Annotated in this window: 23 protein-coding genes and 1 tRNA gene; 10 read left to right on the forward strand and 14 right to left on the reverse strand. The window is 58.3% G+C overall.

The window, feature by feature from the left end:
• Positions 1-4 precede the first annotated feature (4 nt).
• The 8 genes from ACM6I7_RS04435 to ACM6I7_RS04470 all read right to left on the reverse strand — a co-directional run bounded on the left by ACM6I7_RS04435 (position 5) and on the right by ACM6I7_RS04470 (position 8,545).
• Positions 5-709 carry an energy transducer TonB gene (locus ACM6I7_RS04435; protein WP_027613761.1) on the reverse strand — a complete coding sequence of 235 codons (705 nt, stop codon included), beginning with the start codon at positions 707-709 and terminating at the stop codon, positions 5-7.
• 3 nt (positions 710-712) lie between these two features.
• Positions 713-1,138, reverse strand: a complete 426-nt coding sequence (locus ACM6I7_RS04440) for an ExbD/TolR family protein (RefSeq protein ID WP_414888036.1) — start codon at positions 1,136-1,138, stop codon at positions 713-715.
• 11 nt (positions 1,139-1,149) lie between these two features.
• Positions 1,150-2,949, reverse strand: a complete 1,800-nt coding sequence (locus ACM6I7_RS04445) for a DUF2341 domain-containing protein (protein ID WP_414888037.1) — start codon at positions 2,947-2,949, stop codon at positions 1,150-1,152.
• Between the two features lie 12 nt (positions 2,950-2,961).
• On the reverse strand, positions 2,962-4,560 hold the full coding sequence (locus ACM6I7_RS04450) for a ShlB/FhaC/HecB family hemolysin secretion/activation protein (RefSeq protein ID WP_414888038.1): 1,599 nt from the start codon (positions 4,558-4,560) through the stop codon (positions 2,962-2,964).
• 57 nt (positions 4,561-4,617) lie between these two features.
• Complete coding sequence (locus tag ACM6I7_RS04455) at positions 4,618-5,229, reverse strand: transposase (RefSeq protein ID WP_247269082.1); 612 nt, start codon at positions 5,227-5,229, stop codon at positions 4,618-4,620.
• Between the two features lie 274 nt (positions 5,230-5,503).
• A complete protein-coding gene (locus tag ACM6I7_RS04460) occupies positions 5,504-6,712 on the reverse strand; it encodes a DSD1 family PLP-dependent enzyme (protein ID WP_414888066.1) in 1,209 nt (402 codons plus the stop codon).
• A gap of 74 nt (positions 6,713-6,786) precedes the next feature.
• On the reverse strand, positions 6,787-8,115 hold the full coding sequence (locus ACM6I7_RS04465) for a D-arabinono-1,4-lactone oxidase (RefSeq protein ID WP_414888067.1): 1,329 nt from the start codon (positions 8,113-8,115) through the stop codon (positions 6,787-6,789).
• A 76-nt stretch (positions 8,116-8,191) separates the two neighbouring features.
• Positions 8,192-8,545, reverse strand: a complete 354-nt coding sequence (locus ACM6I7_RS04470; RefSeq protein WP_414888039.1) for a c-type cytochrome — start codon at positions 8,543-8,545, stop codon at positions 8,192-8,194.
• Between the two features lie 373 nt (positions 8,546-8,918).
• Between ACM6I7_RS04470 and ACM6I7_RS04475 the strand changes: the two genes are divergently transcribed.
• The 3 genes from ACM6I7_RS04475 to ACM6I7_RS04485 all read left to right on the forward strand — a co-directional run bounded on the left by ACM6I7_RS04475 (position 8,919) and on the right by ACM6I7_RS04485 (position 13,600).
• On the forward strand, positions 8,919-10,544 hold the full coding sequence (locus tag ACM6I7_RS04475) for an NADP-dependent glyceraldehyde-3-phosphate dehydrogenase (protein ID WP_027613768.1): 1,626 nt from the start codon (positions 8,919-8,921) through the stop codon (positions 10,542-10,544).
• A gap of 46 nt (positions 10,545-10,590) precedes the next feature.
• Positions 10,591-11,631, forward strand: coding sequence for an FUSC family protein (locus ACM6I7_RS04480; RefSeq protein WP_190953407.1), 1,041 nt, complete (start codon positions 10,591-10,593; stop codon positions 11,629-11,631).
• Between the two features lie 79 nt (positions 11,632-11,710).
• Positions 11,711-13,600: an acyltransferase family protein gene (locus ACM6I7_RS04485; RefSeq protein WP_414888040.1), complete on the forward strand. Its 1,890-nt coding sequence runs from the start codon at positions 11,711-11,713 to the stop codon at positions 13,598-13,600.
• Here ACM6I7_RS04485 and ACM6I7_RS04490 read toward each other — a convergent pair.
• Entirely contained in the window at positions 13,587-14,483 is an 897-nt protein-coding gene (locus ACM6I7_RS04490) for a DMT family transporter (RefSeq protein ID WP_027613771.1), read from the reverse strand. The genes ACM6I7_RS04485 and ACM6I7_RS04490 overlap by 14 nt on opposite strands.
• 150 nt (positions 14,484-14,633) lie before the next feature.
• Here ACM6I7_RS04490 and ACM6I7_RS04495 point away from each other — a divergent pair, with 150 nt between their 5' ends.
• The gene (locus tag ACM6I7_RS04495; protein WP_027613772.1) at positions 14,634-15,071 is read left to right on the forward strand and encodes an Lrp/AsnC family transcriptional regulator; all 438 of its coding nucleotides are present in this window, start codon (positions 14,634-14,636) and stop codon (positions 15,069-15,071) included.
• A 58-nt stretch (positions 15,072-15,129) separates the two neighbouring features.
• The gene (locus tag ACM6I7_RS04500) at positions 15,130-15,456 is read left to right on the forward strand and encodes a YceK/YidQ family lipoprotein (RefSeq protein ID WP_097090060.1); all 327 of its coding nucleotides are present in this window, start codon (positions 15,130-15,132) and stop codon (positions 15,454-15,456) included.
• Between the two features lie 43 nt (positions 15,457-15,499).
• Here ACM6I7_RS04500 and ACM6I7_RS04505 read toward each other — a convergent pair whose 3' ends face one another.
• Both ACM6I7_RS04505 and ACM6I7_RS04510 read right to left on the reverse strand, forming a co-directional pair.
• A complete protein-coding gene (locus ACM6I7_RS04505) occupies positions 15,500-16,858 on the reverse strand; it encodes a hypothetical protein (protein WP_414888041.1) in 1,359 nt (452 codons plus the stop codon).
• 419 nt (positions 16,859-17,277) lie between these two features.
• Positions 17,278-17,949: a Bax inhibitor-1/YccA family protein gene (locus ACM6I7_RS04510; protein ID WP_027613775.1), complete on the reverse strand. Its 672-nt coding sequence runs from the start codon at positions 17,947-17,949 to the stop codon at positions 17,278-17,280.
• Between the two features lie 123 nt (positions 17,950-18,072).
• Between ACM6I7_RS04510 and ACM6I7_RS04515 the strand changes: the two genes are divergently transcribed.
• The 5 genes from ACM6I7_RS04515 to ACM6I7_RS04535 all read left to right on the forward strand — a co-directional run bounded on the left by ACM6I7_RS04515 (position 18,073) and on the right by ACM6I7_RS04535 (position 20,329).
• Positions 18,073-18,160: transfer RNA gene (locus ACM6I7_RS04515), tRNA-Ser, on the forward strand.
• Positions 18,161-18,394: 234 nt separating this feature from the next.
• A complete protein-coding gene (locus tag ACM6I7_RS04520; protein ID WP_414888042.1) occupies positions 18,395-18,556 on the forward strand; it encodes a hypothetical protein in 162 nt (53 codons plus the stop codon).
• A 164-nt stretch (positions 18,557-18,720) separates the two neighbouring features.
• The gene (gene sseB / locus ACM6I7_RS04525) at positions 18,721-19,521 is read left to right on the forward strand and encodes an enhanced serine sensitivity protein SseB (RefSeq protein ID WP_096797645.1); all 801 of its coding nucleotides are present in this window, start codon (positions 18,721-18,723) and stop codon (positions 19,519-19,521) included.
• 11 nt (positions 19,522-19,532) lie between these two features.
• Positions 19,533-20,078, forward strand: a complete 546-nt coding sequence (locus ACM6I7_RS04530) for an NADAR family protein (protein WP_027613778.1) — start codon at positions 19,533-19,535, stop codon at positions 20,076-20,078.
• Positions 20,075-20,329 (forward strand): hypothetical protein, encoded by a 255-nt coding sequence (locus tag ACM6I7_RS04535; RefSeq protein WP_414888068.1) that lies wholly within the window; start codon positions 20,075-20,077, stop codon positions 20,327-20,329. The genes ACM6I7_RS04530 and ACM6I7_RS04535 overlap by 4 nt, the downstream gene beginning before the upstream one ends.
• Before the next feature lie 619 nt (positions 20,330-20,948).
• Here the strand turns inward: ACM6I7_RS04535 and ACM6I7_RS04540 are convergent.
• The 3 genes from ACM6I7_RS04540 to ACM6I7_RS04550 form a co-directional block, all read right to left on the reverse strand.
• Positions 20,949-21,317 (reverse strand): hypothetical protein, encoded by a 369-nt coding sequence (locus tag ACM6I7_RS04540; protein WP_097089995.1) that lies wholly within the window; start codon positions 21,315-21,317, stop codon positions 20,949-20,951.
• A 6-nt stretch (positions 21,318-21,323) separates the two neighbouring features.
• The gene (locus ACM6I7_RS04545) at positions 21,324-22,268 is read right to left on the reverse strand and encodes a hypothetical protein (RefSeq protein WP_143503126.1); all 945 of its coding nucleotides are present in this window, start codon (positions 22,266-22,268) and stop codon (positions 21,324-21,326) included.
• A gap of 235 nt (positions 22,269-22,503) precedes the next feature.
• Positions 22,504-22,719 (reverse strand): hypothetical protein, encoded by a 216-nt coding sequence (locus tag ACM6I7_RS04550; protein ID WP_097089993.1) that lies wholly within the window; start codon positions 22,717-22,719, stop codon positions 22,504-22,506.
• Positions 22,720-22,806 lie beyond the last annotated feature (87 nt).

Genomic DNA, 22,806 nt, shown 5'->3' on the forward strand with positions numbered 1-22,806 from the left:
TCGGTTAACCCGGACGCCGCCCTTGCAGGGACAGGCGCACAGGCAAGGTGATGGAGGCCGGTGGCCGTTCGCTCAGATGGGGCGCGTTACGCAATGCGGCCAGCACCTGGGTATCGATCTCGGGCTTGCCGCTGGACTTGACCAACTCGACCCGGGTGATTTCGCCGACGCTGCTCAGCCACACATCGGCCTGCAGCGAGAATGCGAGGTTGCGCAGATCGGGGTTCTCGCGCAGCAAGCGCTGAAAAGTGAACGCGAGGAACTGGCTGTAAGTGCCGGTGCCCAGGCGTCCGCCACCCGCGCCGGCCATGCCGCCACCCTTGCCGGCGCCGATGTTGAAAGCGTCGTTGCCACTCTGCGCGTCGCCGTCCATTTGCATCGGGTTGGCCAGATCGTCCGCCGGCGATGGCGGCGCCTCTTCCTCGGGCTTGACCTCTTGCGGCTCGGGCGTGGGCTCGGGCTCGACGACTTTTTCTTCCACCGGGGTTTCCGGCTCCGGTGGTTTTTCCGGAGGTGGCGGCGGCGGTGGCGGCAACGGAATGATCGTCGGCACCTTCGGAGCTTCACGGCGCACGCCGCTCATGTCATTGGCCCACTGCCACAGGAACCACGCGGCGAGCGCGCCGAGCAGCAGCCCGGCGCCCCACTTTACAAAGCGCATCGGCGACCTTTTCACCGGCAGCGGCTCGATCGGAAGTTGTGCGGTCATCACTCAGCCCTGCGTCGGTTTGCCGGTCACCAGACCGACCTGAGACAGTTCGAGCCGGCGCAACAGATCCAGCACTTCAATGACCTTCTGGTACTGCACCGTGGCGTCGCCGCGCACGATCACCGGGAAGTCCGGGCTCTGCGCCTTCTCGATACGCAGGCGCTCTTCCAGCTCCGCAAGGGTCACCGGGGAGGCGTCGAGGAACACCTGACCGCCGTCGTTGACCGAAATCGCCTTGGTCTTGGCTTCCGATAGCGACACCGAGGCGCTGGCCTTGGGCAGGTTGATCTGGATCCCGGAAACCTGCGCAGTGGCGGTGAGGATGAACATCACCAGCACCACCATCAGCACGTCGACCAGCGGGGTGATGTTGATGCTGTCCACCGCTGCATCTTCGTCATCGTCGTGGGAGGCATTTACGGACGCCATGGCAGTGCTCCTCAGGCCGGTACGGAGTGGTTGGCGTGATGGCCGCGCTGATGCGCCGCTTCGCTGGACTGGCCTTCGCCGTGCATCTCCGCCAGACGCGTGATGAACTCGTCGACGAACACGCGCATGTCGGCGCTGACTTCCTTGTTGCGGGTGATCAGGCGGTTGTAGCCAAACAGCGCCGGGATCGCGACGAACAGGCCCATGGCGGTGGCGAGCAATGCGGCGGCCATGCCGGGCGCGATGGCGTTGATGTTGACGTCGCCGGCCATGGCCGTGCCGAGGAACACCACCATGATCCCCAGCACGGTGCCGAGCAGGCCGATGTACGGGCCGCCGGCGATTGCGTTGGACAGCGTCGAGAGTTTCGAGCTGAGCGCCTGGTTCTCACGGGTACGCACGCCGTCCATCGAGCAGCGGATCGCTTCAATGGTTGCCGCGGACACCGAAGAGGTATCGGCGCCCTGCTCGCGGCGAGTACGGATTTCCTTGACCGCCACCGCGTACAGGCGCCACAGCGGCGAATGCTGCAGACGCTGGGCGAGTTGCGCGTCGTCGGCGAACATCTCCAGGCGCGTACCGACCTTGGCGAACTGCTCGCGGAAATCCTCGTTGGCCTTGCTCACGCGGCTGAGGGTGCGGTTCTTGCGCAGCATGATGATCCACGACTGGAACATCATCAGCACCAGCACGGCGATGATCACCCAGGCGTCGACCGGCACCGCATTGAGCAGGAAACCGAGGCTGCCGAAACCGAAACCGGACTGTTCTTCGTCAACGCCGTAGGCCACCAGTTTCGACTCGGCGCCTTGGGAGGTCGCATCAGCCAGCAGCAATGGTGCCGGGCGCGCGACTTTCGACAGGCGCAGTTCGTCGATGGCGCCCACGAACGGCTGGTACGGGCCAGCGGCCAGATCGCCGCCAATCGCCATCACTGAATTGAACGCCGGCATCGCTTGCGCGAGGGTCGCACTCTCACGACCGTTGATGTACAGGCTGACTTTCGAACCTTCGGCGGTCAGCGCGACATGCTGCCATTGCCCCGGATTCAGCGGCTGAGAGGCCACGGCGCGCTGGCCGTCGATCTCCACAAACGGCACACCTTGATTGACCCCGACCAGCAGGCTGTTGGCGCCTTCGCGGCGGGCGAGGATCAGTTGTTCGCCATTGGCCTGATCCAGACGCAGCCAGGCGCTGAAGGTGAACGCACTGCCGGCGCTGTGCTGCAATGACGGACTGGCCGGCAGCAGCAACGGCTGGCCGCTGAACTGCAAGGCGCGCCCGACCACGCCGTCAATCGCCGCGCCAGTGGCGCTTTGTGCGGTGTTGCCGTAGGCGGTGGTGTCCTTGGCCGGCGTGCCGGTGGCGCCGTCAAAGTGATAGAGCGCGGTGTAATTCGGATCGAAGGTCAACTGGCCGTTGCCGGTGGCCGGGGCCTTCTGATTGCCGTAGTACATCCAGATGTCCTGACGCTGGCCGCCCTCGACATTCGGCACATCGACCCAGATCAGCGCCATGCCCATCAGCGCATCGAAGCTTTCGATCTGGTGGTTGAGCACGGTTTTGTCATCGGCGGCGACGAAGCGCAAATCCGCGCCATCTTCCTTGACCCCGTCGAAGGTGAAGTTGCCGGTGTGCAGGCGCACCAGCAGCGCAGTGCGGCCCAGGGCCTGATTGATCCCGGCACCCTGCGGCGTGGTGTCGACGGCGATCTGTTTGCGGTAATGCCAGTCGTCCTGCCACCAGGCCTGCGCCGTGGCCGGGAGCACGAAGCCCAGGCAGATCAACAACGAAAGAATGAGGCGCTGCATGAACGTGCTCCTTTAGAAAGTGGCTTGAAGGTTGAAGTGCAGGCGCGACTCCTGCTTCGAGGTGTTCGGCCCTTCGAGTAACGGGTAGCCCCAGTCGAGGCTGCCGGACAGCCATTTGCTGAGGCTGGCGCGGGTGCCGAGGCCGACGCTGGCCAGGGCGTAACTGGCGTCCTGATCCGGCAGTTCGTCGCGCAGGTACAGTTGCGCGCCTTCGGCAAAGGCATAGAAGCGCCATTCCTGCATCCAGCTGCCGGCGTATTTCGCCAGCGACGGCGTGCGCAGCTCCTGACTGAGCAGCACGCCGTCATCGCCGGTGCGCTCGGCCGCCAGATAGCCGCGCACCGAGGTCGCGCCGCCAGCGGAAAACTGTTCGTTGGACACCAGTGGCCCCGACGCCAATTGGAACGCGCCTTTGCTCGCGCTCTGCCAGTCGTTGTCGAAGGTCCAGGTGAAGTTGCTGTCGCCCTTGAGCACGGCGAAACTCGGATTGGCGCGGTAGCGCTTGTAATCGAAATCTTCGTCGGAACTGCCGTAACCGAAAATGCTGCGGGTGGCTGCGACCAGGCTCAGGCCGAGTCCAAGCTGACTTTTTTCGGTGTAGCGGAAGCCGTTGTAGGCGAAGGTGAACGGCGCGTATTTCAGCGGCACCTTGTCGCTCTCGCCGGACAGGGTCAGGCGCTCGTCGAAGTCCTTGAAGTCGATACCGGCCGACAGCGAGTTCGACCAACTGCCGCTGGACGGCAGCGTGTAGATCGCCGACACCCCGTAGGAATGGCCCTTGCCCAGCACGTTGCTGCCGCCGATGGTTGCGACGTTGCTGTCGGATTGATAACCGGAGAACTGCACGCTCCAGCGCTCGCTCAGCGGCGCTGTGTAGGAAGCCGACCAGACCTTGGCGTTGTCGGTGTCTTGCGGTGCGGTGAAGTACGTCAGGTTGATGCTGTGGCCGAGTTGCCAGAGGTTGTTGTAGCCGAGGCTGGTCACGGCGCGCAGCTTCTCGGTGTCGGCGCTGTAGTCGTTGTTGAGGCCGACGCTGGCGCTCCACGGGTTCTGATCTTCGACCTGCAAATCGACGTCCATGGTGCCGGGGCGTTGACCTTCGCGCACCAGCGGCATGACCTGGCGGCCCGGGGTTTTATTGAGCTGCGCCAGTTCGCCCTGAACCTTGGCGAAGTCCGGCACCTCACCCTCTTTCAGCGCCGGGACGTTGTCGCGGATGTCCAGCGGCGAATAGTGTTTGGCGCCGACCACACGCACCCGGCCGACCTTGGTTTCGCTGACTTGCAGGTAGACGATGCCGTCCGCTACCGCTTGCTCCGGCAGTTCGACGAACACCGATTGGTAGCCGCGCTGCTGATAAGCCTTCTGCAAGGCATCGCGGGCGCCTTCGATGTCAGTCATGGCTTTTTGCGGGCCGAGAAACGGGTACACCGCCTCTTCAATTGCCCGGGCGTCGAGCACGGTGTTGCCGCGCACGAAGTATTCGTTGACGTCCACCAGACGTTGCGGCGCGGCGCCTTGGGCGGCCTCTTCGGCGAATGCCGGTTGCGCGCCGGCCGTCACCAGCAGCCAGCCCCACAGCGCCAGCCGTGACGTGAAAATCTGATCCACACTACCCCCTGAATTCGCGATGACCTGTTGGCGCTGTTGCGCGCCTTGTGTGTTGCGTCAGTTGCTGACCGTCGAGGCACCGCTGTGCTTGCCGAGCCAGGTGTGCAGCAGCGCGAAGTTCAACGAGAACTCGGGCATTTGCAGCAAGGCACCGCAGAACACTTCGCCGATGATTTTTTGAATGAGCTGCACCGCACGCGGGTTGTTGAGCAGCGTGGCGATGTCGCGACTGAGGACGTTGAAGCTCCAGACTTTCTGGTTCAGGCCAAGACCGACGAACCAGCGGAACAGCAGGTTGTAATTGAGTTGCTCATACAGTTGCTGCTCGCTGGGCACCGAATACAGCAGTTGCAGGAGCAGGATGTGCATGACGGTTTGCGCGGGGATGAGCATGCCGGGCTCGGCATTGAGCTCGTGCAGCAGGCCTTGGTGGGCGTTGAGCAAGTCATCGATCTGCGGGCGCAGCAACACCAGCGAATGGCCGGGCGGAATGTAGCTGGAGACCTCTTTCAAGGCGCCCTGCCAGTCATCCTGCGAGACGATCCAGACCCACGGCGCGCCGTAGCGATATACCGAAACCGGCTTCTTGCGCGCGGCCTCGACGATCTTCGACAGGCGCTGATCGAGTTCCTGCATGCCCACTTTCGAGTAGCGTTCCATAGTCCCCATTGCCTCACTCCCGGCGTCCCGCCTCGGCTTGTGAAAAGCGCCCCGTTGGGCCCCTCAAGCGCGTTACATAGGCATGACCGGACTGGCTATGTGCTACCGAACTTTTGTCATAAAAGCTTCATTACAGAAATTGATCGAGATTTGACAGACAACACAAAACCCTGTGGGAGCGAGCCTGCTCGCGAATGCGGTGTGCCAGTCAAATAGATGCTGACTGACAGGACGCCTTCGCGAGCAAGCCCGCTCCCACAGGGGGATCTGAGGTGTTTTTGGGTCAGGTGTAGACCGGCCAGGTATCGACGATCTTGCCGTCACGCACCGCCAGCAGATCACCGAATTGCAGGAGGACAGCTTCGGTCTGGGTCGGGCGCAGAAACACTTGATCCTCGATGGTCAGGCCGACGGCGTGGGAGCCGTTGACCATCTCTTGATTCGAACTGCGCCCATACACCCCATTGCTCTGCAACCCCGGCGGCGATTCGAACTCGGCCATCCAGTAACCGCCGTAGATGAAAAAGGTCTGGCGCTGATTGGTGTCCCACCACGAGAACAAAGTCGACTTGTCATCCAGCGCCGGAATATTCACCGCACCGGTACTCTTCAGCACCGGCGTGGCGATGTAGGTCGCCGGCACGTGGTCAACCAGCGACGGCAGGTCGTAATGCGTCGGTTTGAGCATCGCCGTGCCCACCGAAACCTCGGTGCTCAGCTTTTCGTTTTCGTGGATGCGGTAACTCGGGCTGCCGGCGGTGTTCAGGCACAGGTTGTCATTCCACAACGTCGGATACTGCTGGCGGGTGAAATCGACGCAGCGCTGATAAATCACCATCACCTTGGCGAACAGTTCCTCGGGCGAACCGAGAATCCCCGGCACGCCCATGCCCACGAACGGGTCGTAGCCCATGAACCCGGCGAACTGCAGATGCTGTGGATTGGCGCTGATCAGCGTGAGCATCTGCCCCAACACATTCACATCACTGACCCCGCCGCGATGCAGGCCGACATCCAGTTCGATGTTGATGCGCATCCGCGTGCCGAGTCCCTGGGCCAACGCCAGATATTGCTGCAGACGCTCGGGGTTATCGATCAGCCATTGCAACTGCCTGGAAGGGTCGAACGGACCTTTGTGGCTTTGATAAAACAGCTCGGCCGAACGCACCGGCAACGGCTTGCCGAGCAGGATGTCTGACTGCGGAAACGTGACTGCATCGTGATTGAGGAACGGCTGATGAAACGACATGAGTTTTTGCGTTCCGGCGCGCCGGGCGATGTAACTGAGCAACCCCGGCGACGGCAACGATTTTTCCACCAGACGCAATTGCTTGCCGCCGCGTTTGACCGACTGTATCACCACGTCGATGTTGTGATCGAGGCGATCCAGATCGATCAACAACACCGGGCGCATCGGGCCGTTGCCCTTCAACTCTTTATTCAGCGCGCGAAAATACTCGCTGTACGGGCCGCCACGATCACTCGGTCGCAGCCAGGCGCCCACGCCCACTAACAAAGCGCCGACACCCAGCGTGCCGATGAGAAAATTGCGTCGATTGACCGCCATCAGCTCACCCCCAAAATCGATGCCAGATATGCATTGAGAAAACGCCCGCTCGGATCCAGCGCCTGGCGCACGTCAACAAATTCGCGCCAGCGCGGATACAGCGGTTGCAGATTCTTCGCGTTGAGCGTGTGCAATTTGCCCCAGTGCGGGCGGCCGTTGTACTTCCAGAAGATCGGCTCGACCGCGGCGAAGAAGTTGTGGTGATCCATCTGGTAATGCTGGTGCACCGAGATCGAACAGCTGTCGCGGCCCTCGAACATGCTCAGCGGAATGTCGTCGGCCTTGACGTAGCGGTACTCGATGGGAAACCAGGTGCGCAGGTCCTTGTCCTGAATCAGCTTGAGGATTTCACGCAGACAGGCCGGGCCGTGTTCGGCGGGCACTGAGTATTCCATCTCGTTGAAGCGCACGGTGCGCACGTTGGCGTAGATGTCGAACGAGTCGCCGACCCGATCATCGAAACTCGCCATATGCCGCAGGCTGTTGAGCAGCGTGCGGCGCAACTCGGGGAAGTCGCTGCCGTATTTGTCGATCTTCTCGATCAGGGTCACGAACTCGTTGCCGCCCTCCTCTTCGGGCGGGATCGGCGGTGTGGCCGGGTCGCTGGTTTCGTTGAGGGCGATGGACAGCGCGTAGTCGGAATGGGTGACGACGAGCATTTCCCAGTGCTGGTTTTCCCGGGTGTTCTTGTCGAGGTCTTCCAGCAGCTCTTCGGTCTTGGCGATCCACTGGCGTTCGCGCAGGCGGTAGGCCGGGCGATTTTGCAGACGGATTTTCGTCGCCACGCCCAGTGCCCCGAGGGACACCCGCGCGGCGTTGAACACATCGGGGTGACGCTGACTGTCGCAGTCCAGCACCTCGCCATTGGCCGTCACCAGTTGCAGGCCACAGACGTGTGCCGAGTACGACTGAAAGGTTTTGCCGGTGCCGTGGGTCGAGGTGGAAATCGCCCCGGCGAGAGTCTGGTAATCGATATCGGCCATGTTCTGCAGGGCCTGGCCGACGTCTTTCAGCGGCACGCCCATGCGCGACATTGGCGTGCCGGCGGCGAATTCGGCCTGCAGGGTTTTCAGGTCGTGGTCGAGCAGCCCGGTGAAGTAGCTCAGCGACAGCAACGTGCCGTCGGTGGGCACCAGTGCGCTGAACGAATGTGCCGAGCCGACCGGGCGGATCTTGCCCTGGGCCTGACGAATCGCGGCGGTCAATTCATCAAGATTCTTCGGCGCCAGCCGCGCCGCCGGCAGGCAACTCTGCCCGCCCGACCAGTTGCGCCAGGGAATCAGTCGCGGGGCGCGCATCAATTGTCCCAGCGCGGGATTGGCCGCCAGTGCACTGAACGCGCCGACGATGCTTGCCCGTTGCAACAACTGACGCCGTGTCAGATCCATACTCATGCGCGCGCCCTTATTGTGGGAGGGGCTGGTCGGCCATGAAGCCGATCAGTTGCAGGAATTGTTCTTCGCTGCACTCGACACACTGGCCCATCGGCGGCATGCCGTTGTAGCCGTTGATGGCGTGGTCGAGCAGCGTGTCGGCGCCCTGGCGGATGCGTGGTTCCCAGGCTTTTCGGTCACCGGTCAATGGTGCGTTGGCGGCGGGATAGGCGTGACAGAGCTGGCAGCTGTTGGCGTAGATCTGCGCCAGGGCCGGGTCAGAGGGTGTGGCATTGTGAGTGGTCGCCGGCGGTGCGGATTTTTCGTCGCAGCCGCACAGCGTCATCATCAGCGCCAGCAGTAAAGTGAGTCGGATTGCCCGCATAACGATCCTCGAGGGTGGCATCGCTTTTTGTTGTGATCACACCTTAAGGCAGGCACGGCAGCGGGTTGAGGGCATTGCCGGACAACGATGGGGCCAAACGGGGCCAGTAGAGAGTGTTCAGGCCACCCAATTCAACTGTGGGAGCGGGCTTGCTCGCGAATGCGGTATGTCAGCAAATGAGGATGTCAGTTGAAAGGACGCATTCGCGAGCAAGCCCGCTCCCACAGTGGAACTCATAAACCAGTCAGAGCTCTGTTCCGCATCTCTGCGTGACATTCGCGTGACATTGGCGGGTTTAAATGTCGGCTCATTCAGGCGTATAACCTGTAAAGACTTTTTGATCTGTATACGGACATCAACACGGGGTAGCGACATGACCACAGCAAACATCCTTGGCAATCTGTTCCCTTCTGTCAGCGACATCCCGGAAAAATACCGCCTCGACGGTCAGGTCGAGCAACGCGAATACCTCGTCGATGGCCAACTGCGGCGCTGGGACGGCCCACTCGCCACCGTGCGCAGCCCGGTGTATCTGCACGGCGAAAACGGCGATGAACAAGTGATTCTCGGCAGCACCCCGCTGCTCGACGCCGACACCGCCCTCACCGCCCTCGACGCCGCCGTGCGTGCCTACGATCGTGGTCAGGGCCTGTGGCCGACCATGCGCGTGGCCGAACGCATCCAGCACGTCGAAGCGTTCCTCGGCCGGATGCGCCAGCAGCGCGAAGCCGTGGTCAAGCTGCTGATGTGGGAGATCGGCAAGAACCTCAAGGACTCGGAAAAAGAGTTCGACCGCACCTGCGACTACATCGTCGACACCATCAATGCACTGAAAGAACTCGACCGCCGCTCCAGCCGTTTCGAACTGGAACAGGACACCCTCGGCCAGATCCGGCGCGTGCCGCTCGGCGTGGCATTGTGCATGGGGCCTTACAACTATCCACTGAACGAAACCTTCACCACGCTGATTCCGGCGCTGATCATGGGCAACACCGTGGTGTTCAAACCGGCCAAGCTCGGCGTGTTGCTGATCCGCCCGTTGCTCGAAGCGTTCCGCGACAGCTTCCCGACCGGCGTGATCAACGTGATCTACGGCAGCGGCCGCGAAACCGTCAGCGCGCTGATGGCCAGCGGCAAGATCGACATCTTCGCCTTCATCGGCACCAACAAGGCCGCCAGTGACCTGAAGAAACTGCACCCGAAACCACACCGCTTGCGCGCCGCGCTGGGCCTGGATGCGAAGAACCCCGGCATCGTCCTGCCGGAAGTCGATCTGGACAATGCGGTCAGCGAAGCGGTCACCGGTTCGCTGTCGTTCAACGGCCAGCGCTGCACCGCGCTGAAGATCCTCTTTGTGCACGAGGACGTAGTCGACGCCTTCATCGAAAAATTCAACGCCAAACTCGCCACCCTCAAGCCGGGCATGCCGTGGGACAGCGGCGTGGCGCTGACGCCGTTGCCGGAGTCGGGCAAGGTCGACTATCTGCACGGTCTGGTGGCCGACGCGCAGAGCAAGGGCGCACAAGTGGTCAACCCGAATGGCGGCGAGAGTCGCGAGTCGTTCTTCTACCCGGCGGTGCTGTACCCGGTGACACCGCAGATGCGCGTGTACAACGAAGAACAGTTCGGCCCGGTGGTGCCGATCGTGCCGTACCGTCACCTCGATACCGTGATCGATTACGTGCTGGAGTCGGACTTCGGCCAGCAACTGAGCCTGTTCGGCACCAACCCGGTGGCGATCGGTCGACTGGTCGACACTTTCGCCAACCAGGTCGGGCGGATCAACCTCAACGCCCAGTGCCAGCGCGGCCCGGACACCTACCCGTTCAACGGGCGCAAGAACTCCGCCGAAGGCACGCTGTCGGTACACGATGCCCTGCGGGTGTTTTCGATCCGCACACTGGTGGCAACCAAGTTCCAGGACAGCAACAAGGACCTGATCAGCGAAATCATTCGCGGCCGCGATTCGAGCTTCCTGACCACCGATTACATCTTCTGACGAGGACTTTGCACTGAGCACCTTCAGCACCCGACAACTGCCACCGCTGCTGCGGCGAATCCTGCGTCCGTTGCTGGACCCGTACCGCCGCTATCAGAACGCCCGACTGATTCACGCGGTGCGGGTAGCGCTGGGGCTGCTGGCGACCATCCTGCTGACCACCGGCATCAACCTGCCCCACGGCGAGTGGGCTTCGGTGACCATGCTGGTGGTGATCGGCGGCCTGCAACACCACGGCAACATCGGCAAGAAAGCCGCCGAACGCGCCACCGGCACCCTGATCGGTGCCGGCGTCGGTCTGCTGCTGGTAGCGCAACAGGCATGGCTGGGCCTGCCGTGGCTGACCTACTTTGCCATGGCGGTGGTCTGCGGGTTCTTCTCCTATCACGCGATCGGCAAGGGCGGGTACACCGCCCTGCTCTCGGCCATCACCGTATTCATTGTCGCCGGGCATGGCGACAACCCGATCACTGACGGCTTGTGGCGCGGGGTCGACATCCTGATCGGTATCGCCCTGGCCTTGGCGTTCTCCTTCGCCCTGCCGCTGTACGCGGTGTATTCGTGGCGGTACAACCTGGCCGATGCCTTGCGCGACTGCGCCACGTTGTACGGGCGAATCATCAGCGGCCAACCGGTCAGCGCCGATGAACATCTGAAGCTGATGGGCCGGGTGACCACAGTGATGGTGCAACTGCGCTCGCTGATGCCTTCGGTGTCCAAGGAAGTGAAAATCTCCATGACCGAGCTGGACGCGATTCAACGCAACCTGCGCATGTGCGTCAGCACTCTGGAGATCCTCGGCAACACCCGCCCGGATGCCAACGACCCCGACGCCATGGCACACCTGCAATCGGCACTGCGGGCCGAGCACCGGGTGATCCGCGTGCAACTGATCGGCATGGCCCGGGCCTTGAAATCCGGCGCCACGCAACGTCTGGAGCGCCCGCTGGAGTTGCCGGACGCCAGTCTCGACACGCCGGTCTACAACACGCTGGACGGTTACCGGTTACTGACCCGACAACTGGCCGCGAACATTGGCGAGCTGCGCCAACGCCTGGCGATGACGGCGCCGCGCTGGAACATCTGAATCAGCGGAAAAATCCATGTAACAAAGCCGACATCATCACTACAATGCGCCGCACAATGGATGTGACATGGACGCATAAATGCAATTCAGGAAGAGTATCAACGCCTTGCGGGCACTGGCCGTGCTCTCGGTCGTGCTGTTTCATTTCAAGGTGCCAGGGTTCGAGGGCGGGTTTGTCGGCGTAGACGTGTTCTTCGTCATCTCCGGCTTCCTGATGACCGGCATCATCGTCAATGGCGTGCAGCAGCAGAACTTTTCCCTCCTCGGTTTCTACGCCTCCCGCGCCCGCCGCATCATTCCCGCCCTGCTGGTCCTGTGCGTTGCGCTGCTGATCTTCGGCTACTTTTATCTGCCGCTGGATGACTTGCGCGAAACCATCCGTACGATCAAGAGCAGTCTGCTGTTCAGCTCGAACTTCAGCTTTGCCCAAAGCGGCAATTACTTCGCGGCGCCGCTGCATGAAAACTGGTTGCTGCATACCTGGTCGCTGTCGGTCGAATGGCAGTTCTACCTGCTTTACCCCGTGCTGATCATGGGGCTGCACCGGTTCTTCGGCACCGATAAAACTCGCTTTGCCTTGCTGGCCGTGGCGCTGATTTCGCTGCTGGCGTCCATCATCGTGACCCGCGTCAACCCGACGTTCGCCTTCTACATGCTGCCCACCCGCGCCTGGGAAATGATCGCTGGCGGGCTGGTTTTTCTGTTTCCCCTACGATTGGGCCAGCGCGGCGGCGCGATTTGCGAAGGATTCGGCCTGCTGGCAATCGCCGTCAGCGTGCTGGCTTTTTCGGAGGCGGATCTGTGGCCGGGCTACCTGGCACTGGTGCCGGTGCTGGGGACGATGCTGGTGATTCACGCCAACACCCGGTCGATGTTCAGCGGCAATCCTGCGCTGCAATTTGTCGGGAGCATTTCCTACTCGGTGTACCTGTGGCACTGGCCGCTGGTGGTGCTGCTTTACCTGTGCGGGCTGTTGAGCAGCTGGCCGCACGTGATCGGCGCAATCATCGCCTCGTTCGCCCTCGGCACCCTGTCGTTCTACCTGGTGGAATCGAAGGTGAAGAAAGGTACGAGCGCTACTCGAACAGTGATCAAGTTCGCGTCACTGACGGTAGCGGTGGTGGCCGTGTCGGCAACGACGTCGTCGCTGGTCAAGCAACACCCCGACTGGCGCCCGGCACTGGTCGAACTTGGCCAGCCGGAATACACCAGCAAGCTGTATCCGCAGGAGTGCTACCCGAATGCCTATGCGGCGGCGGATTGCAAACTGGGCACGGGTGATGTGTCGGTAATTCTGTACGGCGACAGCCATGCGCAATCCACCGCAGCGGCGGTGCAGATGGACAACCCGCAAGCGGCACTGTCATGGTCACGGGGCGGTTGCCCGACCCTGACGCACTTCGCCATGCACGACAAGACCGTCGAAAGCCAGTGCCGGGGCTTCAATCAGGAAAAGCTGCAACAACTGAAAACCGCGTACGCCGGGGTGCCGGTGGTGCTGTTCAGCCGTGCGGCGCTGTATGCGGATTCGGGCCGGGAAAACAGCTACCGGATTTCCTTTCCCGAGCGCCAGGCCACGTTTGCCGAAGCGTATACCGAAGAGTACGTCAGCACGGTCTGCTCGATCGCGGAAAACCATCCGGTGTACATCGTCAAACCGATCCCGGAGATGCCTTTCAGCGTCTACAAGGGCTTGAATCTGAATCAGCGCTTGTTCCGGCAAAACACAGACATTTCCTTGCCGTTGCAGGCCTATGAAAAGCGCAACCGCATCGCCATCGCAACCATCGAAGCCGCCGCCAGCCGCTGCAACGCGACGGTGATCGACCCGACGCCGTACCTGTGCCCCAACGGCAATTGCATGGGCTCCATGGACGGCGTGCCGCTGTACTTTGACGACAATCATCTGGTGGATGCCGGCAATCAACAGCTCAAAGGCCTGTTCAAGGATCTGATCAAACCGATTTGAGCTGGCGCCGGGCTTTCAGGCCCCAGCCCTGTTGCATCCCGGCGGCGGCCAGCAGAATTGCTGCCACCCCGATCCACTGCAGGATCTGCAGGCGATGGCCGAAGGCGAACCAGTCGACGAAAATCGCCGCAATCGGGTAGATGAAGGACAGCGCACCGGTCAGGGCAGTCGGCAGTTTCTGGATCGCGCCGTACAGCAGCACGTACATCAAGCCGGTGTGGACGATGCCCAGCGTCACCAGACTGGCCCAGGCTCCGTTGGTTTGCGGCAGGCCGTTGAAGTGCGCGAACGGCGCGAGCAACAGCACTCCGGTGCAGACCTGGATCAGCGCGATCAGATGCGGCGGCGTGCCGGTCAGTCGCTTGATGATCAGCGCCGCCATCGCGTAGAGCAACGCCGCCCCCAACGCCAGCGCAATCCCCAGCAGATATTCGCTACCGCCCTCGCCCTGCCCGCCATGGGCACTGACGATCGCCAGCATGCCGAGAAAGGAAATCGCCAGCCAGAACAGCTTTTGCAAGGTGATTTTCTCGCCGAGAAACAGCGCCGCCAAGCCGACCAGCATGAACGGCTGCACGTTGTAGACCGCCGTGCCGATGGCAATCGAGGCCCGGGAATACGAGCCGAACAACAACACCCAGTTGCCGACAATCGCCACCCCACTGAGCACCGCGAGCAGGAACGTGGTGCGGGTCAGAATGCCCGGACGCAAGAAGCCGAACGCCGCGCATATCAGCAGCAAGGTGCCGGCGCCGAACACGCAACGCCAGAACACCACATCCAGCACCGGTTGCCCGGACACCAGCACGAACCAGCCGATGGTCCCGGAAATCAGCATGGCGGCGGTCATTTCCAATGAACCACGGCGGATTGTGTTGTCCATCATCGATCTCCCTAAGCGTTTGACGAAAGCGTGGCAAAAGTATGCCAAGCCGACCACGAGCGCCTCCAGCGCAAAAAGCAGGCTAAACTCGATTTCTGCCTTTTTTATCGTGGGTGGTTTCCCTTAAATGCCTAATACCGGAGTTGCCCCATGACCGACGATATCGACCAGATCCTCATCAGCGCCTTGATGGACGACTCGCGTCGCTCGCTCAAGGCATTGGCGCAAATCAGCGGCCTGTCCTCACCCAGCGTGGCCGAACGCCTGCGCCGCCTGGAGGAGCGCGGCGTGCTCAAGGGCTATACCGTCGAGATCGACCCCAAATGCTTCGGCTATCAGCTCCAGGCGATCGTCCGGGTGCGACCACTGCCGGGGCAATTGCAGGAGGTGGAACGTCAAATCATGTCGATCCCGGAGTTCACCGAGTGCGACAAGGTCACCGGGGAAGATTGCTTCATCGCCCGATTGCATGTGCGTTCGATGGAACAGCTGGACACCCTGCTCGACCGCCTCAATACGCTGGCCGAAACCAACACCGCGATCGTCAAGAAAACCCCGGTCAAGCGCCGGTTGCCGCCGATGGCATGAGTGCGTTTCGCGCAGGATTGGCGTAGATTGAGATTTTTCCGGCGAAGGATTGGCGGTAATGAAATTTCAGGCATTGATGCTGTTGGCAGTATTGCTCACCGGGTGCGGAACGGTGCAAACGGTTGCGTTCAACGACAAGTTTTCCGTGAACCAGCTGAAAACCAAGAAAACCTACTGTGGCGCCGTCCCACGCATTTACAGCGGTGCAACCTACGACTTCTGCATGCTGCACGCCGAAAAGCCGGATGACGTCGACGCGTTCAATTACAACAACGCCTCCCTTGGCCTGGTGGTCGATGCAGCAGTTTCGGGTGTGCTGGATACGTTTCTGCTGCCCTACACGATTTACAAGCAACAGGCCGATGGCAGCATCGTGATCAACTGATTGAAAACCTCCAGACGCCGAGACGTCTGGAGGCTGCTGCACTTTACTCAAGCAATTGCTGCAAACTTGGGTCACGCATGACTTTTTGCTGAGGCTGCGAATTGTCGTCGCCTGTCTTGAGCATTTTCAACTTGAGGTTCTGAACCTTGGCGCAGGCGTTCTTGCCATCGGCGTAGATCCCGCTCATGTCACATTTCCATTCGAAATAATTAACCAGACCGCCTGACAGTTGCAGACTGTAGTCCGTGCTCTTGGTGCCTGGCGTGAACGGATGACCCGCCGGAATATTCTGGAACCACTTCATCCATTCCGCAGAACCCGGGCTCGGTATTTTGTCCTTGGGCTGGAAGGTGGGATTCATGATCGCCACCTGTGGCGACTCACCCGTGGCGTGGCAGCTCAGGCAGGAACTGTTGGGGTTGTCTACAGGCCCGTTGAGGCGACCGTTCCAGCCCAGGTGGGTGGGCGGCAGTTCTTTGGTATTGGCGTTGATTGCCGTCTGCTGCAATGCCGGGTTGATTCTGGTTTCAGTCGGCGTCGGATTGGTGAAGTCATTGCCGGTTTCTTTCGGATCGTTACCCCACATGATCCCGACCGGAACGAGATTGTCCCAACCGGCTTTGCCGGTTTTAGCCCCGTTGTACTGGAAGGTGCCGAAAATCCAGCCGGTGTCGCTCATACGGGTATCACGCACGGCGATGTCCATCTGAATGAGCGCAACATCTTTGATCTTGCGATTTGCGGACGTGAAAGTTTCAGTGATATAGCCTTGCCACAACACCGGGTTGACGAGGAACGGTACGGTGGTGCGATCAATATCGGCAAACAATGCCTTGCAGACTACGGTGCCATTGGAAAAGCTTTTGGGTTGCGAAGTGAAGCCAGGATCCGGGTTGTTCGGATCTTTCCAGACCTCGCCAATGGTGTAGGCGCCAATGTCGTTGTAAATGCCCACGGCGTAGGTCTGGCCACTGGCGATCTGCGTCTGTGCCAGTTGTTTGACCGGAATCTGCGCTTCCTTGGTCAGACCATGAATACCTTCACGCCCCAGCGGGCCATAGTGCTGCCAAGGCATGTGGTACCACTGACGCAGCTTGTTCTTCTGTACATTCCAATCGACCTCGACATTGCCTTCCAGGCAATAGTGTTTCACCTCCTCCATGTAGGCACGCCAGGTTTCAAAGTTGTTGTCGGGTTTGGCCGGAAGTTTTTTGAAAAAATCCGGCAGCGCTCCTTGGGGAGCTTGGGTCGGGTAACTCTGGCTGAGTTCGAACAACGGGCCTGAATATTGGCTGGCGGGTGGCTGATAGCCAAAATCGGGGTAGACACCGGCAAGAGTCGAGGCACTGAACAGTGCTGTCGTGATAGCCAATACGGCACGCTTTCCTTGGGGCTGGTTCATCGATGATCTCCTTGATTGGGACAACGCCTGCAGCGACCCATGAATCGAGTCCGACCACCAGGGCCTCCATTATTTTTTTGATAATCAGGGACTCGGCTTGCAGGCCGAGAGCAACTCACGGTTGAATCTGGGTAGGCTGGTTTGGAGGACCTCCTGTTTTCCGGATGAACGAATACGACAACCCGGGCGAAGCTACGGGCTTGAACAGAAGAAGAAAAATGGGATGCGGGGGCTGTAGAAGGTGTTACTGCATGCCGACTCCTGTCGACCGCCTGCCGTTCTTCCTTGTCTTAGGTGTAGGCCAATTCCATAAAGGCGCCATGATTTCTTGAAAAAATCTCGGCCAAAGGCCACTACGCTTTCGCACGGGCAACAAAAAACCCGCCGAAGCGGGTTTTTTGTTAATTCACAAATAGCGATCAGTCGTCGCGGCTCATGATGCCGAAGATCTGCAACAAGCTGATGAACAGGTTGTAGATCGATACATACAGGCTAATGGTTGCCATGATGTAGTTGCGCTCGCCACCGTGGATGATCGCGCTAGTCTGGAACAGAATGCACACCGACGAGAACAGCACGAAACCGGCGCTGATCGCCAGTTGCAGGCCGCTGATCTGGAAGAACATGCTCGCCAGCGTTGCACCCAGCAACACGAAGAAACCGGCGGTGATGAAACCACCGAGGAAGCTCATGTCCTTGCGGGTGATCAGCACATAGGCCGAGAGACCACCGAACACCAGCGCGGTCATCGCGAATGCCGAACTGACCACTTCTGCGCCGCCCTGCATGCCCAGGTAACGGTTGAGGATCGGGCCGAGCAGGAAACCCATGAAACCGGTCAGCGCAAAGGCGGACACCAGGCCCCACGCGGAATCACGGAGTTTGTTGGTGAGGAAGAACAGCCCGTAGAAACCGATCAGCACCACGAAAATGTTCGGATAGCCGACGCGCATCTGCTGGGCCACGAAAGCCATCACACCGCTGAATGCGAGGGTGAGCGCCAGTAGACCGTAAGTGTTGCGCAGGACGCGGCTAACCTCTAGCTGCTCAGCCTGCACGCTGTTGTGAACTGCGTAATCCTGTTCGCGCATGGCGACACTCCTGTTGGTTTGAAACGTTCAGTGGCAAAGATCATAACAGACGCTCTGTAACAAGCCATGCACAGAGTTTGACAGTGTGTTTCATTCAGGTATTATGGCGCCCGCAACGCAAACGGAGGTGTGGCCGAGTGGTTTAAGGCAACGGTCTTGAAAACCGTCGACTGTAACAGGTCCATGAGTTCGAATCCCATCGCCTCCGCCATATTTGATACGACAAAGCCCTGATTATTCAGGGCTTTGTCGTTTCTGGGGGTTGAGGAAATCAATCGGCCGTCTCGTTTGGCACGGAAGCGTTCTCTGGAAGGCGTAAATGCCCTCCCGCCAAGCTTAACCAGCAAATAAAGATCTGCCGAATCAAGCGGCATACGGAAAAACACGGATGACTTCTTTCAGAAATGCTGGTTTCTGGGGCAAAGTTTGGGCTTGTGCGTGAGTAATGTTCCTGCTGCTGACTTCCGGCGATTCCGGCGCTAACTGGATGGATATAAGCTCATCCGGCCGCAAGCGCGTCTTCAGTCCTGGCTTTCTCGTGCTGTGCGTTTTTGTAGCGGTGATTGAGTTGATACTGCTCAACCACTTCTACGGTGCGCAAAACTGAAGACGAGATAGAGCATTCTTTCCACGCGGCTCGGCGTCATCACGCGGTGTTGCCTTCCTGATGCGGCAGATTTATCAGGCTTCAGTTCTTCCTGTTTTCACAGCAGCGTGAAAAACTGCGCGTTCTTTGTCACCCATTTTTTGCCTGCATTGATGGAACGGCCGATGGACATCATGGATACCCAGCAAGAAAACACCCTCGAAAAGTCACTCAGACTGGCGGCGGATGAACCCGCCCACCGACCTGATTTTTTCAAGACGCTGCTGAATTCGGATATCTACGTCCTCGGCACCGCCGGCACTGGCGAAGGGCGAGTCAACCTTGAGGCAGGCAGCAACATCAGCATTGCGCACTGGCAAAAGCCCGACGGCTCCGCTGTCATCCCGTTTTTCACTTCGTTGCATACACTACGAAGATCCATAAACAGCGAGGAGTCCTATATAGAGATCCCGGCCAGATCGCTGTTTGAAATCACGCTGGGCACTCCTCTTTTCCTCAATCCAAAGTCTCCTTACGGGAAAGAGTTTTTCCCCGAGGAAGTGCGCTACCTGCTCTCCGATGAGATCGGCCAGGGACCGGTGCAGCGCACGGTCGAAAAGGACACTCAGGTACTGCTGGGACAGCCGTCGCAATATCCCTCGAAGATGGTCCATTCGCTCAAGCAACTACTCGCCAGACATCGCAATGTGAAGCGCGCGTTTCTGGCATTGATGCATGACGCTTCGTCTGACCAAAAGCCTCATCTGATCATCGGGATCGAAGCGGACGGCGATTTTGAACAGGTCATGCGCGAAGCGGGCAGCGTTGCCGCGGACTTGGCTCCGGATGGCGAACCCGTTGACCTGTACCGCGTTCATGACGCAGATTCAGGCCTTAGCGATTACTTGCTCAAGCAAACCACGCCCTTCTATGAACGGAAGTCGGCAGGTTGGCTGCGTTCATTGTTTGGTTTTGACAAAGCATGAAGGAAGTCCAATTGCACGACTCCAAATATCTGGAAGACCTCCGCTCCCGCTTCAACGCTGGAGAGGAGCTGAACTATGTCTTTTTCTGGGGACACCAGCGAAGCAGGCACGGAGTCAGCGCTTCGTGCTTCAGCCAGTGGTTCGAAGCCGAATTTGTTGTCGACGGGCAACGCTACGCGACTGCCGAACATTTCATGATGGCAGAGAAAGCAGCCTTGTTCGGCGATCAGGACATTCGCGCTCAAGTGCTAACGGCGCCTACGCCCAACGCGGCCAAGGCGCTTGGCCGCAACGTGCGCGGATTCAACGAGCACGATTGGTTGCAACACCGATATGCAATTGTCGTCCGGGCCAACCAGGCCAAGTTCTCGCAAAACCCGGAGTTGAATGCATTCCTCAAGAATACCGGTTCTCGCATCATCGTTGAGGCCAGCCCGGTTGACAGCATCTGGGGCATCGGACTCGCCCAGGATCACGTAAACGCGAATAACCCCAACCTGTGGCAAGGCCTGAATCTGCTGGGGTTCGCGCTGATGCAGGTCCGCGACGAAACATGATTCGCCCACGTCGCAGTGGCGAACACCGCGACGGGCGTACCGCACAGAAGCCGGGCAGCTTACGCGACCGCCCTCTCGTGCTCGCTTTTCCTTCGGGACGCTCAAACAATGAATGGGGGCGGACGCAGTTCCTGACGCGAAAGCTGGCCGGAGTGAGTGCGCTGATGAGCTTGAATGTTCTCGCCTACAACTTGAAACGGGTCATGAAAATCATCGGTGCCTACGGTTTGATGCAAGCGCTAATGGCCTGAAAAAGGCTGATTTCGGCCCATTCCAGAGGCTGTAAAAACAGCGTTGCCGTGTTCCAAGCTACGAACGATATGGCGCGTGACATGACCGTGCGATCTCTCGGTCAGCAAATGTCACTGCTCGACAACGATGAGGTTCATGGTGTTTTACACACTCTGGGCCGATGGCTGGCGCTCAGGAGCGACCGCATTCGGCAAAAGCGGTCATAGGATGTTTACAAAGCCGGGGGGGGGGATTCACTCACGCACCACCATGATTAAGAAACACTATGGCAAGCTGATCCCATCCAATGCTAAACAGATGACCTCGCATGTCTCAGAACCGATGGGATTTGGGAAGGGGCTGAAGCGGTAAGGAGGTAGCGGATTTTGCTCCCAAATTGTCCGTCTTATGCCCCCGAGGCGATTTGAGCATTAAAAAACAAAGAAAAACCCCTGTAACTCATTGAGCTACAGGGGGGGCTTATGTGGAGGGGAATAGGGATTCGAACCCGTTCCAGAATAGCACAGACGCACAAATAGCTAACACAGTCAATATGATACGCACCCACCACTGCACTACTTACTACTATATCGCACAGCTCTTTTGACATTCCACGCACGCTAAACTATATGCGTGCGCTTATACCAGTAAAGCAGAGCGCAAAGACAGGGGAACAGGAAGCAACTTCACAAGTTCTTGTCCCACCTCTATAAACTTCACTAACTGCTCCAAAGTTTTAGTAAATTTATCCAGATCACTGATAGTCTTTTTAATTTCAAAGTTTATATTACTTAAAGAATCCACCTTACTCTTAATTTGAGGCGTCGTCGTATCGAAATAAGCACGAACCAACTTCCTCTGAAAAACATCTAAATCATCACGTATATCATCTAAAATAAGTCGCTTTGGAACGCCAGGATCAAATTCGGTTGATAGCACATCAACCCTAACTATCAAGTCACCAACAGCCCTAATCAAATCAGTGTAAGAAATAATATCAGAAGACATAAATCATCACTCCTTCCCGGAACGTAAAACCTTAATGGAATCAGCTATCACCGTCGCACTAGACACAAAAGCATCGACAGCCTCCACTAGTTCAGAAAAATCCTGAGGGTTCTTTGGGCTTTTCGCATAAACGACTAATTCCTGATGGGCTTGAAGCATTGCATCAAGACCAGGTCCAGCACCTAGCATTAGTTGTAATCCGTCCCAATCCTCCTCAGCCTTTTTAATCCCTGAAATATTCTTCTTCAGCTTTTCCGCATCAGGAATTTTCTGAGTCAACTCTAGATTATAGGCATCAACAGCGGATTTTCTTGACAAACTCAAAGAATTGCGACGGCGCTCATATAAATTAGCCATATCATCTTTAATTGAAACTATTAGTCCTTCAACAGCACTTTCAGATGACTTTATTGCCGAATCTAGAGCCTTTTGAATTTTAGCTTCCAAAGTAAGTTTTGTTACCTCTGCCACCACGCCTGCAAAAGCAGTTGCTTTAGCATCTACCGTATCAGGAGCGGTATTATTATTAAGTGACAAACGAAGACCCTTGACAGCATCATCAAGTGAGTTTGCTGCGTCCTTTGCTCTGTCAGGAGCATCACTACTTGCAAGAGCCAACAATAACTTACCGTGTTTTGTCAAAGCGTCTAACGCAGACATACGAACAGCCAAAGCATCAGCGCTAATTACACGCCAATCTCCTTTATCAATTTCACTAAGCGAAATACGCTCTCGCTTAGCAAGATGAGCATTAAGTAGACTATCGTACTCTCTACTGTTTGCCAGACCATACTCAGTGCGCGCTCCTTCGATAACCACTGTCGACGCCTGCTGATATCTAACAATTGGCTCTCGATATAATGCAGGCTTGGGACAACCAGCAAGCATAAAAACAGTAGCCACTAGAAAAGCAAGTTTCGATCCAGAACTAAAATTAGGAGTTAATCGCATAAGATCGCTTCCTTGCACATTAATTTTATGGATATCTCTGCAAAGGCAAAATGACACTAGTCAATCAAAATCACACTGTCCAATATTTTTTTAAATAAAACGGAATAAAAACCTGGGTGGCCATTCCATAACGCACATACCGCACATCAAAAAAATGGTTCTTCATGGAATACGGAACAAAAAATGGCAAAAAATGGGGGCGCAAAAAAATGGGACCAAAAAAATGGGGACGGATTTATTTCTCAGAAAATAAATCAGTCCCCTTTTCTCTGAGGCACGGATGAACATTCGCCATCAAATGCTGATCGGCGACTACTTTCAGGTGGGTACACAGGTCATTTAAATCCGAGCACTGGTCAATGCTGCGTAAAAGGTGGTGGGGTGAGACGTGGTTTTCCAGATTGAACGAGTGCTGCTCCCCTTCCGGTAACAACCCAATCATGCTGTTCATCCCCGCGCTCACTGACAGAGAAACTCTGCCAGGGGAATGGAGAGGTGAAGCTATTTTTTGACAGAATCGGCCAATTGCAGACTATGG

This window comes from Pseudomonas sp. IT-93MI4, from assembly GCF_949767635.1.
GTDB classification, from domain to species: domain Bacteria; phylum Pseudomonadota; class Gammaproteobacteria; order Pseudomonadales; family Pseudomonadaceae; genus Aquipseudomonas; species Aquipseudomonas putida_A.

Excerpts from the sequence above, each read along its gene's own strand:
- ACM6I7_RS04435 (WP_027613761.1), bottom strand. The coding sequence starts at position 709 with ATGACCGCACAACTTCCGATCGAGCCGCTGCCGGTGAAAAGGTCGCCG.
- ACM6I7_RS04440 (WP_414888036.1), bottom strand. The coding sequence starts at position 1,138 with ATGGCGTCCGTAAATGCCTCCCACGACGATGACGAAGATGCAGCGGTG.
- ACM6I7_RS04445 (WP_414888037.1), bottom strand. The coding sequence starts at position 2,949 with ATGCAGCGCCTCATTCTTTCGTTGTTGATCTGCCTGGGCTTCGTGCTC.
- ACM6I7_RS04455 (WP_247269082.1), bottom strand. The coding sequence starts at position 5,229 with ATGGGGACTATGGAACGCTACTCGAAAGTGGGCATGCAGGAACTCGAT.
- ACM6I7_RS04470 (WP_414888039.1), bottom strand. The coding sequence starts at position 8,545 with ATGCGGGCAATCCGACTCACTTTACTGCTGGCGCTGATGATGACGCTG.
- ACM6I7_RS04475 (WP_027613768.1), top strand. The coding sequence starts at position 8,919 with ATGACCACAGCAAACATCCTTGGCAATCTGTTCCCTTCTGTCAGCGAC.
- ACM6I7_RS04485 (WP_414888040.1), top strand. The coding sequence starts at position 11,711 with ATGCAATTCAGGAAGAGTATCAACGCCTTGCGGGCACTGGCCGTGCTC.
- ACM6I7_RS04490 (WP_027613771.1), bottom strand. The coding sequence starts at position 14,483 with ATGGACAACACAATCCGCCGTGGTTCATTGGAAATGACCGCCGCCATG.
- ACM6I7_RS04495 (WP_027613772.1), top strand. The coding sequence starts at position 14,634 with ATGACCGACGATATCGACCAGATCCTCATCAGCGCCTTGATGGACGAC.
- ACM6I7_RS04500 (WP_097090060.1), top strand. The coding sequence starts at position 15,130 with ATGAAATTTCAGGCATTGATGCTGTTGGCAGTATTGCTCACCGGGTGC.
- ACM6I7_RS04505 (WP_414888041.1), bottom strand. The coding sequence starts at position 16,858 with ATGAACCAGCCCCAAGGAAAGCGTGCCGTATTGGCTATCACGACAGCA.
- ACM6I7_RS04510 (WP_027613775.1), bottom strand. The coding sequence starts at position 17,949 with ATGCGCGAACAGGATTACGCAGTTCACAACAGCGTGCAGGCTGAGCAG.
- ACM6I7_RS04520 (WP_414888042.1), top strand. The coding sequence starts at position 18,395 with ATGTTCCTGCTGCTGACTTCCGGCGATTCCGGCGCTAACTGGATGGAT.
- sseB (WP_096797645.1), top strand. The coding sequence starts at position 18,721 with ATGGACATCATGGATACCCAGCAAGAAAACACCCTCGAAAAGTCACTC.
- ACM6I7_RS04535 (WP_414888068.1), top strand. The coding sequence starts at position 20,075 with ATGATTCGCCCACGTCGCAGTGGCGAACACCGCGACGGGCGTACCGCA.
- ACM6I7_RS04540 (WP_097089995.1), bottom strand. The coding sequence starts at position 21,317 with ATGTCTTCTGATATTATTTCTTACACTGATTTGATTAGGGCTGTTGGT.
- ACM6I7_RS04545 (WP_143503126.1), bottom strand. The coding sequence starts at position 22,268 with ATGCGATTAACTCCTAATTTTAGTTCTGGATCGAAACTTGCTTTTCTA.
- ACM6I7_RS04550 (WP_097089993.1), bottom strand. The coding sequence starts at position 22,719 with ATGAACAGCATGATTGGGTTGTTACCGGAAGGGGAGCAGCACTCGTTC.